This window comes from Herbaspirillum sp. NPDC101396, assembly GCF_044767365.1.
In the GTDB taxonomy this organism is placed as follows: Bacteria; Pseudomonadota; Gammaproteobacteria; order Burkholderiales; family Burkholderiaceae_D; genus Herbaspirillum.
The window spans coordinates 225,349-236,807 of sequence record NZ_JBIWNT010000003.1 but is presented as its reverse complement, the minus strand read 5'-3'; the positions used below and the strand labels follow the sequence as shown (position 1 = coordinate 236,807).

Sequence of the window (11,459 nt, the reverse complement as noted above, 5' to 3'; positions counted from 1 at the left end):
ATGAAAAATCACCAAAAAGTGTCATAAAAAGGACTGCCATGTTTCTGCAAGTCGATCAGGTCAGCATCAGTTATCCGCGCGCCGTGGCGCCTGCGGTGCAAGCAGTGTCGTTCGCGCTGCGGTCCGGTGAACTGGGCGCACTGATCGGTCCTTCCGGCAGCGGCAAGACCACCCTGTTGCGCGCCATCGCCGGACTCGAACAGCCGCAATCCGGCAGCATCCTGCTCGACGGGCAATTACTGGACGGCCCCGGCGTGCGCATCGCCGCCGAGCAACGCCGCATCGGCATGGTGTTCCAGGACTTCGCGCTGTTTCCTCACCTGGACATCGAAGCCAACATCGGCTTCGGGTTGCACAGCAGTCATGGCGACAAGCAACAACGTCGGCGACGCATGCAGGACATGCTGGAACTGGTCGGCCTGGGCGGCATGCAAAGCAAATTCCCGCACCAGTTGTCCGGCGGCCAACAGCAGCGCGTTGCCTTGGCGCGCGCGCTCGCTCCGCAGCCGCGGCTGTTGCTGCTGGACGAGCCCTTCTCCAGCCTCGACGTCGAACTGCGCGAACGCCTCGCCGAAGAAGTCCGTCGCATCCTCAAGCAGGCCGGCATCACCGCATTAATGGTGACGCACGACCAGATGGAGGCGTTCGCCGTCGGCGACGTGGTCGGCGTCATGCAGCAGAGCCGCCTCGAACAATGGGACCAGCCCTATGCGCTGTATCACCGTCCCGCTACGCGCTTCGTCGCTGACTTCATCGGTCACGGCATGTTCGTGCCGGGTGCACTGGTGGGCGCGGCCGGCGACATGGCGATGGAAACGCCGCTGGGCCGGCTGCACGATGTTTCGCGCATCATGGAAACACTGCAATCCAGCGCAACCCACGGGGCGCCGTTCGACGTGTTGCTGCGTTCCGATGACATCGTGCACGACGACCTGTCGCCGTTCAAGGCGCGCGTCGTACGCAAATCTTTCCGCGGCGCCGACTTCCTCTATACGCTGCGACTCGACGACGGCCTCGAATTACTGTCGCTGGTGCCTTCGCATCACGACCATGCCATCGGTGAATCGATCGGCATCCGGCTTGATGTGAATCATGTGGTGGCGTTCCCGCGCGCTGCCGGCTGAAGCAGGCGCCCGCCCGCAAGCCGGCTTCTTCACACTGCCATCGTTAAAAAAGCACCGGCAGCGATGGCTGTCCGGTGCTTTTTTCATGCCTGCCGAGGCAGGCAACTACGCGCGCATCATTTATAGCCGACGCGATCAAGGATCTGCAACACCTTCTGCTGGTTGCGACCTGTGGCGGCAACGTCGATCACTTCCGCCTTGAACGGTCCCAGCGTATCCAGTGCGGCATTGCCGGTCTTCACGTTTTTGACTGCCGGCCATTCGTTGTTGCCTTCGGCGAAGTAACGCTGTGCATCATCGCTGGCCAGGTACTCCAGGAACTTGACGGCGTCAGCCTTGTGCGGGGCATTCTTCGCCACGCCGGCGCCGGCGATGTTGACGTGCGCGCCAAAGGTTTTCTGGTTCGGCCAGACCACGCCGAATTTGCTGACCACGGCGATGTCTTCCGGCTTGGTCGACTTCATCAGGCGCGCGACATAGTAGGAGTTGGAAATCGCCACGCCGCACTCACCCGAAGCGACCGCCTTGATCTGGTCGGTGTCGCCGCCCACCGGCGAGCGCGCCATATTGGCGACCATGCCCTTCAGGATGGTTTCGGTCCTGGCTTCGCCGACGTGTTCATACAGTGCGCCGAACAACGAGACGTTATAAGGATGCGCGCCCGAACGGGTGCACAGCTTGCCTTTGTTCTTGGGATCGGCCAGCGACTCATAGGTGTCGACGTCTTCCGGCTTCACATTTTGCTTGTTGTAGACGATCACGCGGGCGCGTGTCGAGAAACCGAACCATTGCGAACCCTGGCCCTCATCCTTGCCGCGCAGATTGGCGGGAATGCGCGACTCCAGTACTCCTGATTTCACGGGTTGGAACAGACCGTCGTTCTCGCCGCGCCACAGGCGGGCGGCGTCAACCAGCAGGATCACGTCGGCCGGGCTGGCAGTTCCCTCGCTTTTGAGACGGGCCAGAATACCGGCGTCATCGGCGTCGACACGATTGATCTTGATGCCGGTGGCCTTGGTGAAATTGCCGTACAAGGCTTCATCGGTCTGATAATGGCGCGCGGAGTAAAGGTTGATCGCCTTTTCCTGGGCGGACACGCCGACCGCCGTTGTCGCCAGCACCACACCTGCAACAAAAGTACGTAAAAACATGAACTTATCCCTTTATGCTGATTGATCAGTCTGCTTTCCGGCAGGATGCACGAAGTCCAAAAACACAAGACAACGCGCCTTCACGTAACCGAAAAGACGACCGACTATAGCATAAATGAGAATAATTCCCGTTTTAAATTCAGCTTTTTGTCAGGATTTGAAGCTTGAAAAATCGATGCCCGAAGATACCGGTCAGCCTCGCCACAAGACTGCGCCGTGTAACCGGCTCGCATTCACGGCGTGGTTCAAAACCCGGCGCGCACGCGGCCAACGCCGCCAGACGCAGCTGCATGGGCATCAACATCAGCATGCTCAGGCGCGCGCCTTGGACAGCACGACCAGCCAGCGGCGGAACAGCAGGATTTCAAGGTGGCCGGCTTGCAGGCCGGCGCTGCATTCGATCACGGGATTGACGCGATAGCGGCGCACGTACGAGTCGCGGCACACGAACATTTCGCGGCGGCCGAAACGCAGGCTGAAAGACGAAGGGGAAGAAGATTCCAGACCAAAGCGAGCGCCTGAAGTGAGATCCAAGTGTGTCATGGCAGTGGTTCCTATCTCTGTTGAAGAGATTCCACTGTATCACAAACACTGTATAAATAAACAGTAGTTTTTGATCTCGTTGTTTTTTGAACGATTTCGGAAGTTTTTCGATTTCGGTCCGAATGCAACCCATTCTACCTTGTTCAGGCTGGAATGGGCCAAACCCGCGTATTCACTCTGCGGTGCCTACGCGCCGCTTTCAAGCCGGCTGCGCACAAACCCGATGTGTTCACGCAGCACGTAGAACTGATCGGCAAACGCCAGCGGCATCTTCATCCGATTCACTGAGGTCTCGATCTCATCCAGTTGCTTGAGCATCAGCTCCTGCTCTTCCTTGGTGTGCGTGGTGACGCCGCGCTCCAGCGTGATCAGCACGCCGTACCATTTATAGATGCGCGAACGGATGCGCCAGCCGTACAGGAGCGGCACCAGCTTGATTCCGGGAATCAGCAGCAGGATGATCGGCAGCAGAATCACCATCGTGCGATCCACCAGGCTCGCCAGCCAGAACGGCAGCGTGCGGTAAAAGAAGCTCTTGCCCGACTTGTAATAGCGCGCGGCGTCGTCGCTGATCGGATACTCATGCGCCAGCGGCGCCGGGAATTCGCCGGCCTTCTGCAGCACGCTGGCCTTGCCGTGCACTTCACGCGCCGCTTCGATCAGCAGGTCGGACAAGGCCGGATGCAGGTCGTCGCGCGCAATCAGCTCGGCGGTCGGCGCGATCAGGCGGATCGTGTGGTCCGGCAGGTTGCGGCGGAAGTCGAATACACCCGGCGGCAAGGTCAATTCATTGAGATAGCTGAAGCGGCGCGTATAAGCCGAGGCCTGCGAGAAGTCCAGCAAACGGATGCCGTTGGTGCGCAGCAGCTTGCCCATGGTGGCCGGCGCGGCCGACTCGCCCATCAGGAAGGCGACGTCGATCTTGCCCTTGCTGAGCGCGTCCGCGGCCTCGTCGCCGCCCATGTCGATCAGTTTGGTCGCCCCGCCCGGCTCGATCCCGCTGGCCTTCAGCAAGGTCAGCGCCAGCACGCGCGAGCCGCTGCCCTGCAGGCCGATGGCGATGCTTTTCCCGGTCAGCTCGGACAGCCGCGAGACCACTTTGTCATTGCGATAAAACACCGATACCGGCGAATACGCCACGCTGCCCAGCGACACCAGGCTATCAATATTGACGCTGTCGGCAATGCCGCCCTGCACGAAAGCGACATCAACGTCGCCGTCCGGATCGGTCAGTTTGCGCAGGTTGTCGAGCGAACCTTCCGACGCCACGATCTTCACTGTCACGCCGTCGCGCGCGAGGATCTTCTTGTATTTCTCGGCGACGTTCCAGAAATTGCTGTTTTCCGGCCCGGTCGCGATGGTGATGGATTTCGGCGGCGCCGGATGGATCAGCCAGATCGCCAGCCAGACGCCGACGATGATCAGCAGCACCATGGGCCCGAAACTGACGGCCAGGTCGCGCCACGAAATGGCGACGAAACGCGCCTTCATGGCGCTGACGGAATGCTTGCGTGGGGCGGTAGTTTTTTCCATGCAGGCTATTCTACCGCCCTCCTCCCCGGCGTCGACGAAAACCGATCAATACGTCTTGTAAGGCAGGAACTTCCCGCTCAAGACGACATTGACGCGGTCACCGGCAGGATCAGCCTGACGCTGAATGTCCATCTTGAAGTCGATCGCGCTCATGATGCCGTCGCCGAATTCTTCGTGGATCAGTTCCTTGATGGTCGAGCCGTAGACGCTGACGATTTCGTACCAGCGATAGATCAGCGGATCGGTCGGCACCGGTGTCGGCAGCGAACCCTTGTACGGCACGATCTGCAGCCACAGGGTTTCTTCGTCGGTGAGGCCGAACAGTTCCTGCGTGACGGCCGCCTGCTTGGCGGTCAGCGTCATCTGGCCGAGCATGGCGGCGGTCGTCCACTCCTTGCTCTGGCCGATGCTTTCGGCGATCTTGGACCAGGTCATCTTGTTCCTGACCTTGGCTTGAATGATTTTTTGGGTAACGAGGTTGCGGTCCATGAAGTTCTCCTTGCGATGAATGATAAAAATGATCGTGAAAAATCAAGCTGCTGCTTGCGGAAAATTGTCCAGCGCCTCCGGTGCATCCGGTGCGCCCTGCTCCAGCCCGGGCGTCACCACCCGCGTGCCGACGTCTTCCGCAGCCGCTTCCTGGATACGGCGCGAACGATGCACCAAAAAATCGACCAGATGGTTGCGGATGCGGTAGAACTGCGGATCGTGGTGCATGGTTTCGCGGGTGCGCGTCTTGGGCATGGTGTTGACCACCACTTCGGCGATGCGCGCCCGCGGGCCGTTGGACATCAGAAATATCTTGTCGGCCAGCAGGATCGCCTCGTCGACGTCGTGCGTGATCATGAACACGGTCTGGTGCGTGGCGCTGCAAATTTTCAACAACTCGTCCTGCACCACGCCGCGCGTCAGCGCATCGAGCGCACCGAAGGGTTCATCCATCAGCAACATCTTCGGCTCAATGGAAAACGCCCGCGCAATGCCGACGCGCTGCTTCATGCCGCCCGACAGCTCGGACGGCTTCTTGTGCTCCGCACCCTTCAAGCCGACCATCTCGATGAAGCGGCGCGCATGCTGCTCGGCCTTGTCGCGCGACCAGTCCGGCCAGCGCGAACGCACCGCGAACACGACGTTGCCCAGCACGCTGAACCACGGCATCAGCGCATGGCTCTGGAACACCACGCCGCGATCCAGGCTAGGGCCTTTGACCTCGCGCTGATCCATGATCACCACGCCGCCCGACGGTGCTTCGAGGCCGGCCAGCACATTCAGGATGGTGGTCTTGCCGCAGCCGGAGTGGCCGATGATGCAGACGAACTCGCCCTTGTCGATGCCGAACGAGACCTGGTCGAACACCGGCAGGCCATCATCGGTGTAACGCTTGTTGAGATTCTCAACGGTGAGAAATGCTTTTTCCATATCGCTCCTGTTACGCCTATTCCGTGTACGTCACGAGTTTTTGCAGCCGCGCAAAGAACAGGTCCAGCACCATGCCCGTCACGCCGATCACCAGGATCGCGAAGATCACACTGGTCAGCGACAGGTTGTTCCATTCATTCCAGACGAAGTAGCCGATGCCGGTGCCGCCGACCAGCATCTCGGCTGCGACGATCACCAGCCAGGCAATCCCCATCGAGATGCGCATGCCGGTCAGGATGGTCGGCGCCGCCGCCGGCAGGATCACCAGGAAAGCCTTGCGCAGCGGCGTGACCTCCAGTGTCTTGGCGACGTTGAGCCAGTCGCGCCGCACCGACGCCACGCCGAACGCGGTATTCATCAGCATCGGCCACACCGAGCAGATGAAGATCACGAAGATCCCCGAGATCGACGAATCCTTGATCGTGTACAAGGCCAGCGGCATCCATGCCAGCGGCGAGATCGGCTTGAGGATCTGGATGAAAGGGTTCAACGCCCGCTGCATCAGCGGCGACATGCCCAGCAAAAATCCCAGCGGAATCGCCACCACCGCCGCAATCGCAAACCCGAGTCCGACCCGCGCCAGCGAATAACCGAGCTGGATGCCGATCCCCTTGTCGTTGGGCCCGTTGTCGTAGAACGGATTGGCCAGCTCCTTGCGCATGGTCTCGCCCATCTGCGCCAGCCCGGGGAAGCCGGTGGTCTTGACCGGCGAGCTGCTGCTCTTGCCCATCAGCTTGGCGTATTCATCGTCGGCTGCAGATGCTGAAGAAGTTGCAGCCGCCCGTGCGTTTTCAACGCTCAGCTTGGGTGCCGTCGCCAGATGCCACACCAGCAACAGGCAGCCGAACAGCGCCAGCGAAATCAGTCCGGCGCGCCAGCCCAGTTGTGCCGCCGGTTTCATCAGGAGGTCCTCTTGATGGCGAAGCTGTTGACGTAGGCGTCCGCCTTGGCCGGGTCGAACTCCTTGCCCATGATCTTGTACTTGCGATAGGCGCCGTCCGGCACCGGCTGGCCGAGTTCCTTCATGTATTTCTTGGCGTCGGTCAGCAGCAGCACACGCTCGGCGATGCCCTTGTAGTCGACTTCACCCTTCACGTAGCCCCAGCGCTTCATCTGGCTCAGGATCCACACTGCCATCGAATCCCACGGCACCGGATCGAAGTCGGCGCGACCCGGCACGTTCTTGACGTTGCCAAGGCCATCGGCAAAGCGGCCGGTCAGCACCTGCTCGACCACGGTCTCCGGCTGATTCAGATACGCCGCCGGTGAAATCACCTTGGCCACCAGCGAACGGTTGGCCGGATCGCGTGCCATCGCGGCGGCGGTCAGCACGGCGCGGAACAGGGCCGCGAAGGTGTTGGGATTCTGCTTGACGAACTCTTCCGACATGCCGAAAGCGCAGCATGGGTGACCGTCCCAGATTTCCTTCGACAGGATGTGAATGAAGCCGACTTCGTCATACACCGCGCGCTGGTTGAACGGATCGGGGCCGAGGAAGCCGTCGATGTTGCCGGCGCGCAGGTTGGCCACCATTTCCGGCGGCGGCGTGACGCGGATCTGGACGTCGCGGTCCGGATCAAGACCGTTCTCGGCGAGGTAATAACGCAGCAGGAAGTTGTGCATCGAATACTCGAACGGCACCGCGAACTTGAAACCCTTCCATTGCTTGGGATCGCGCTTGTCCTTGTGCTTCACATGCAGCGTGATGGCCTGGCCGTTGATGTTCTGGATCGTGGCGACGCGCATCTGCACCGGATTGCTGCCCACGCCCATCGACATCGCCAGCGGCATCGGCGACAGGAAGTGCGAGGCGTCGTGTTCCTTGTTGATCATCTTGTCGCGGATCAGCGCCCAGCCGGCAGTCTTGTTGAGGGAGACGTTGAGACCCTGCTTCTTGTAGAAGCCGAGCGGGTCGGCCATGATCAGCGGCGCCGCGCAAGTGATGGCGATGAAGCCGATCTTGAGGTCCTTCTTTTCAATCGCGCCGTTCTTTTCCTGCGCCATGGCCTGCAAGGCGCCCAGCGGGAACATGCTGGCGATCGCGGCACGTGCGCTGTTGATGCCGACCGCGCGCAGGAAGTCGCGGCGTTGCTCCGCCTGCGGGAACAGCGCGCGCATCACCGATTCCTCCACCACGTCGTTGCTCAGTTGTTCGGCATCTTGAGAGCGCACCTGCGCCTGTACATCTGCCTGGTGCTGCGCGTCGTCATGCGCCGTCTGGCTGGCGTGCTTGCCGCAGGAACAGGTATTGCCTGCGCGCTCGGCGTCGTAAGTGTGGAAGATGGTGCTGTCGATTTCTTTTGGCATGGATTCCCCCGATGGATGAGTGAAGTAACGGCTGCTTTGTTACTCCATCACGTGCAAGGGGCTTGCCAGCGCGCTCTGCGATGTCATCGACAGACGACGCCTTGTAGTGGAACGACTACAAGGCGCTATCAAAGCGACAACAAATTCGCCAACTTAAGCGGGTAGCAATTGATGCCGCACGGCGTACATGGCGATGCCGACATCGTTGCTGGCGCCGGTCTTCTCCAGAATGCGGCTGCGGTAGGTGCTGACCGTGTTGGGGCTCAGGGTGAGCTGGTCGGCGATTTCCTTGACGCTGCGCCCTGCAGCGATCAGCTGGAACACCTGATATTCACGATGCGACAGCGTCTCGTGCGCGGCGCGCTGCGTGCTGGCCGCATGCGCGTTGAGCTCGGCCGCCAGCGTTTCGGCCATGTGCGGACTGACGTAGACGCCGCCCTCGGCCGCCTTACGGATCGCCGCCACCAGTTGCTCGGTGTCGGCACTCTTGTTCAGATAGCCGGCGGCGCCCAAGCGATAGCAGCGCGCGGCGTATTGCTTCTCGGGATAGGTCGACAGCATCAGCACCGGCAGGCGCGGCATCTCCTGCTTGAGCTGGCGCAGCACATCAAGGCCGTCCTGGTGGGGGATGGCGATGTCCAGCAAGACCAGGTCTATCGCTTCCACGCGCGCCTTGCGCAGCACCTCCGGACCATCGGCGCACTCGGCCGCCACCTCGATGTCGGGCGTGTCGGCGAGGATCTGCTTGAGGCCTTCGCGCACGATGCGGTGATCGTCGCAAAGCAGGATGCGGATCATGGGTTTCCTTGTGGCTGCGATTGCGTTGATTGTCTATGAATGGTCATGCGTCGTTCCTCAGCGGCAAGACCAGGCGCACGCGCGTGCCGGGGTTGCGGATCGACTTGCCGCTTTCCGGTGCACCTCCCACATCTTTTGCACCATCAACGGCATTTTCGATGTTCAGTGCGCCGGCAAAGTGCAGCGCTCGCTCCCGCATGCCCATGACGCCGTAGGACTTGGGATTTGCCAGCGCCGCCGCCGGCACGCCGACGCCGTTGTCCTCCACTTCCATCAGCAAGGCATCCGGCGTCAGCCGCACGGCGATCTTCACCTGCGTTGCTTGCGAATGCTGTGCCACGTTGCTTAGCATTTCCTGGAAGATACGAAACGCCGCTGTCGCCAGCGTGCCGCGCGGCGCAAACGCCTGTGGAGAAATGTCGAACTCGACGTCGCACGGCAACTCGGTCGCTTCGGAGAATTCCTGAACCTGCCACTCCAGCGCCGCGATCAATCCCTGATGATCGAGAATACTCGGCCGCAGATCGGTGATGATGCGCCCGACGTTGTCCACCGCCACCTCGATCAACCGGTTCATGCTGGCGCACTTGCGCGCCACCGGCTCGCGGTCGGCCACCCGGCTGGCCATCCAGTTCACGTCCAGCTTCAGCGCCACCAGCAGGCTGCCGAGTTCGTCATGGATCTCGCGCGCAATGCGCGTGCGTTCATCCTCGCGCACCGAATGCGCATGCGCCGACAGTTCGCGCACCTGCATCAGCGCCGCCGACAGCTCGCGCGTACGCTCGGCCACGCGCTGCTCCAGCTCGGCCTTGGCACGCTGCAACTGCTCCTCGGCCAGACGCCGTTTGGAAATATCGCTGAACGTGATCACCGCCCCGCGCACCTGGCCGCCGTCGATGATCTGATAAGAAGAGTATTCGGTCGCGAAATGGGTACCATCAGCACGCCAGAACACTTCCTGATCTACCCGGCACGATTCGCCCTTGCGGAAGGCCTTCAGGATCGGACACTCTTCTTCCGGGTAGTGTTCGCCGTGCTCATGGCTATGGTGCACCAGCTCGTGCATGTTCTTGCCCAGCATCTGTTCGATCCGGTACCCGAGCATCTCCGCGCCGGCCCGATTGATGAAGGTGCAGCGGCCTTCGAGGTCGATGCCGTAGATGCCTTCGCCGGTGGAGTCGAGCAGCAGGGTCAGCTTGTCGCGAAGCAAATCCGCATTGTTCACGCTTGCAGCGTCAGCGGTTTCAGAGAGAGTAATAGAGTTCGCGAGGAGCATTGCGGTGATATCCGGTTATTTCAGGAATGTCTCGTAGACTGCAAAGCTTGTGCCAGAATGCGTTTTTCAGCGTTATCCCATCACAACACCGCTATTCAGCGAAAAAATGAACGCCAATCTACGTCAAGCCGCCAATGGTCATCTCATCCTCAGTCTGGAAGATTTACCGCATTCTGAATGGGCGAATATCTGTGAGTATTTGGTGGGAACGTTTCATTTTGAAAGAACCGGAAAAGAGATCATGCATGTGGCTGAAGGCATCTATCAAAGCTTCTCATTGCCGCAGTACAGCTTACAGGCAGGTTGGGACGATTGGAACGGAAACTACCTGCTTTCAGAATCAGATTCGGGAGATGAATGCCTGAAAGATGTATTCGGGCATTTTTTCAAATAAAAAAGCCGGCAACTAGCCGGCTTTTTCTATTCTGCATCATCACATCACGGCATGTACTGCCCGCCATTCACATCAATGATCTGCCCCGTCACATAGCCCGACAATTCATCCGAAGCCAGGTACAGGAAGGCGCCGTCGCATTCCGCCGGATCGCCGATGCGGCCCATCGGGATGGTCTTGCGGAAGGATTCCAGCTGCTCCGGTGTGGTGAAGCGTTCCTGGAACGGCGTCATGATCACGCCCGGTGCCACCGCGTTGACACGGATATTATCCGGCTGCAGTTCTTTCGCCATGCCGCGCGTGATGGTGCTGACGAAGCCTTTCGACGCTGCGTAGATCAGCGCGCCGGGGCCGCCGCCATGGCGCGCCGCCACCGAGGTAACGTTGATGATGTTGCCGCCGCCCTGCTTGCGCATGACCGGGATCACGGCGCGCGTGAACGCCACCACCGAACGTGCGTTGATCTGCACGACTTCGTCGAACAGGTCGTCGCTGATCTTTTCCAGTGCTTCGCGCTTGACCAGACTGCCGGCGTTGTTGATCAGGACGTCGATGCGGCCGAGCTGTTCGACCGCACTGGCGATTGCCTTGTCGATGGCCTTGCTGTCGCGCACGTCGGCGCCGATGGTGATCGCCTTGGTACCGCCCTTGCGGATCTCGGCGGCGACGGCTTCGGCTTCGGTTGCCGACTTGTTGTAGTGGACCACGACGTGGGCGCCCTTGGCGCCGAAGGCGCGGGCAGCGGAAGCGCCGATACCGGTGCTGGCGCCACTGATGAAGACGACTTTACCTGCCAGATCTTGCATTGTTGTTCTCCTGAGAAAGTAAGCATGGCGTGAACCATAGGGGAAATCACGGTCCGGCTCGTTTCAATGTTGGTGTTCTTTGAAGGCCGGGGTGTTTTTTTATTTTTC

The 11,459-nt window shown here is 60.5% G+C and carries 12 protein-coding genes; 2 read left to right on the top strand and 10 right to left on the bottom strand.

Annotated elements, in window-relative coordinates; all coding sequences use genetic code 11:
* Window positions 1-38: 38 nt before the first annotated feature.
* Complete coding sequence (locus ACIROY_RS10775; RefSeq protein ID WP_402341544.1) at window positions 39-1,124, top strand: ABC transporter ATP-binding protein; 1,086 nt, start codon at window positions 39-41, stop codon at window positions 1,122-1,124.
* A gap of 116 nt (window positions 1,125-1,240) precedes the next feature.
* On the opposite strand, the gene ACIROY_RS10770 is transcribed toward ACIROY_RS10775, so the two are convergent.
* The 9 genes from ACIROY_RS10770 to ACIROY_RS10730 all read right to left on the bottom strand — a co-directional run bounded on the left by ACIROY_RS10770 (window position 1,241) and on the right by ACIROY_RS10730 (window position 10,151).
* Window positions 1,241-2,275 carry an extracellular solute-binding protein gene (locus ACIROY_RS10770; RefSeq protein WP_402341543.1) on the bottom strand — a complete coding sequence of 345 codons (1,035 nt, stop codon included), beginning with the start codon at window positions 2,273-2,275 and terminating at the stop codon, window positions 1,241-1,243.
* A 312-nt stretch (window positions 2,276-2,587) separates the two neighbouring features.
* Window positions 2,588-2,818 carry a hypothetical protein gene (locus ACIROY_RS10765; RefSeq protein WP_016833422.1) on the bottom strand — a complete coding sequence of 77 codons (231 nt, stop codon included), beginning with the start codon at window positions 2,816-2,818 and terminating at the stop codon, window positions 2,588-2,590.
* A gap of 186 nt (window positions 2,819-3,004) precedes the next feature.
* Window positions 3,005-4,351 (bottom strand): TAXI family TRAP transporter solute-binding subunit, encoded by a 1,347-nt coding sequence (locus ACIROY_RS10760; RefSeq protein ID WP_402273365.1) that lies wholly within the window; start codon window positions 4,349-4,351, stop codon window positions 3,005-3,007.
* Between the two features lie 45 nt (window positions 4,352-4,396).
* A complete protein-coding gene (gene cynS, locus ACIROY_RS10755) occupies window positions 4,397-4,840 on the bottom strand; it encodes a cyanase (protein ID WP_402273368.1) in 444 nt (147 codons plus the stop codon).
* Window positions 4,841-4,882: 42 nt separating this feature from the next.
* Complete coding sequence (locus ACIROY_RS10750; protein ID WP_402273371.1) at window positions 4,883-5,770, bottom strand: ABC transporter ATP-binding protein; 888 nt, start codon at window positions 5,768-5,770, stop codon at window positions 4,883-4,885.
* Between the two features lie 16 nt (window positions 5,771-5,786).
* Window positions 5,787-6,671, bottom strand: a complete 885-nt coding sequence (ntrB, locus tag ACIROY_RS10745) for a nitrate ABC transporter permease (RefSeq protein ID WP_402341541.1) — start codon at window positions 6,669-6,671, stop codon at window positions 5,787-5,789.
* The gene (locus ACIROY_RS10740) at window positions 6,671-8,077 is read right to left on the bottom strand and encodes a CmpA/NrtA family ABC transporter substrate-binding protein (protein WP_402273376.1); all 1,407 of its coding nucleotides are present in this window, start codon (window positions 8,075-8,077) and stop codon (window positions 6,671-6,673) included. The genes ntrB and ACIROY_RS10740 overlap by 1 nt, the downstream gene beginning before the upstream one ends.
* 153 nt (window positions 8,078-8,230) lie before the next feature.
* Window positions 8,231-8,875, bottom strand: coding sequence for a response regulator (locus tag ACIROY_RS10735; protein WP_402341540.1), 645 nt, complete (start codon window positions 8,873-8,875; stop codon window positions 8,231-8,233).
* 43 nt (window positions 8,876-8,918) lie between these two features.
* A complete protein-coding gene (locus ACIROY_RS10730; RefSeq protein ID WP_402341538.1) occupies window positions 8,919-10,151 on the bottom strand; it encodes a PAS domain S-box protein in 1,233 nt (410 codons plus the stop codon).
* Between the two features lie 106 nt (window positions 10,152-10,257).
* Here ACIROY_RS10730 and ACIROY_RS10725 point away from each other — a divergent pair, with 106 nt between their 5' ends.
* Complete coding sequence (locus ACIROY_RS10725) at window positions 10,258-10,545, top strand: hypothetical protein (RefSeq protein WP_402273385.1); 288 nt, start codon at window positions 10,258-10,260, stop codon at window positions 10,543-10,545.
* 44 nt (window positions 10,546-10,589) lie between these two features.
* Here ACIROY_RS10725 and ACIROY_RS10720 read toward each other — a convergent pair whose 3' ends face one another.
* Window positions 10,590-11,351 (bottom strand): SDR family NAD(P)-dependent oxidoreductase, encoded by a 762-nt coding sequence (locus tag ACIROY_RS10720; protein WP_116433648.1) that lies wholly within the window; start codon window positions 11,349-11,351, stop codon window positions 10,590-10,592.
* Window positions 11,352-11,459 lie beyond the last annotated feature (108 nt).

Excerpts from the sequence above, each read along its gene's own strand:
- ACIROY_RS10730 (WP_402341538.1), bottom strand. The coding sequence starts at position 10,151 with ATGCTCCTCGCGAACTCTATTACTCTCTCTGAAACCGCTGACGCTGCA.
- ntrB (WP_402341541.1), bottom strand. The coding sequence starts at position 6,671 with ATGAAACCGGCGGCACAACTGGGCTGGCGCGCCGGACTGATTTCGCTG.
- ACIROY_RS10725 (WP_402273385.1), top strand. The coding sequence starts at position 10,258 with ATGAACGCCAATCTACGTCAAGCCGCCAATGGTCATCTCATCCTCAGT.
- ACIROY_RS10720 (WP_116433648.1), bottom strand. The coding sequence starts at position 11,351 with ATGCAAGATCTGGCAGGTAAAGTCGTCTTCATCAGTGGCGCCAGCACC.
- ACIROY_RS10735 (WP_402341540.1), bottom strand. The coding sequence starts at position 8,875 with ATGATCCGCATCCTGCTTTGCGACGATCACCGCATCGTGCGCGAAGGC.
- ACIROY_RS10750 (WP_402273371.1), bottom strand. The coding sequence starts at position 5,770 with ATGGAAAAAGCATTTCTCACCGTTGAGAATCTCAACAAGCGTTACACC.
- ACIROY_RS10770 (WP_402341543.1), bottom strand. The coding sequence starts at position 2,275 with ATGTTTTTACGTACTTTTGTTGCAGGTGTGGTGCTGGCGACAACGGCG.
- ACIROY_RS10765 (WP_016833422.1), bottom strand. The coding sequence starts at position 2,818 with ATGACACACTTGGATCTCACTTCAGGCGCTCGCTTTGGTCTGGAATCT.
- ACIROY_RS10760 (WP_402273365.1), bottom strand. The coding sequence starts at position 4,351 with ATGGAAAAAACTACCGCCCCACGCAAGCATTCCGTCAGCGCCATGAAG.
- cynS (WP_402273368.1), bottom strand. The coding sequence starts at position 4,840 with ATGGACCGCAACCTCGTTACCCAAAAAATCATTCAAGCCAAGGTCAGG.
- ACIROY_RS10775 (WP_402341544.1), top strand. The coding sequence starts at position 39 with ATGTTTCTGCAAGTCGATCAGGTCAGCATCAGTTATCCGCGCGCCGTG.
- ACIROY_RS10740 (WP_402273376.1), bottom strand. The coding sequence starts at position 8,077 with ATGCCAAAAGAAATCGACAGCACCATCTTCCACACTTACGACGCCGAG.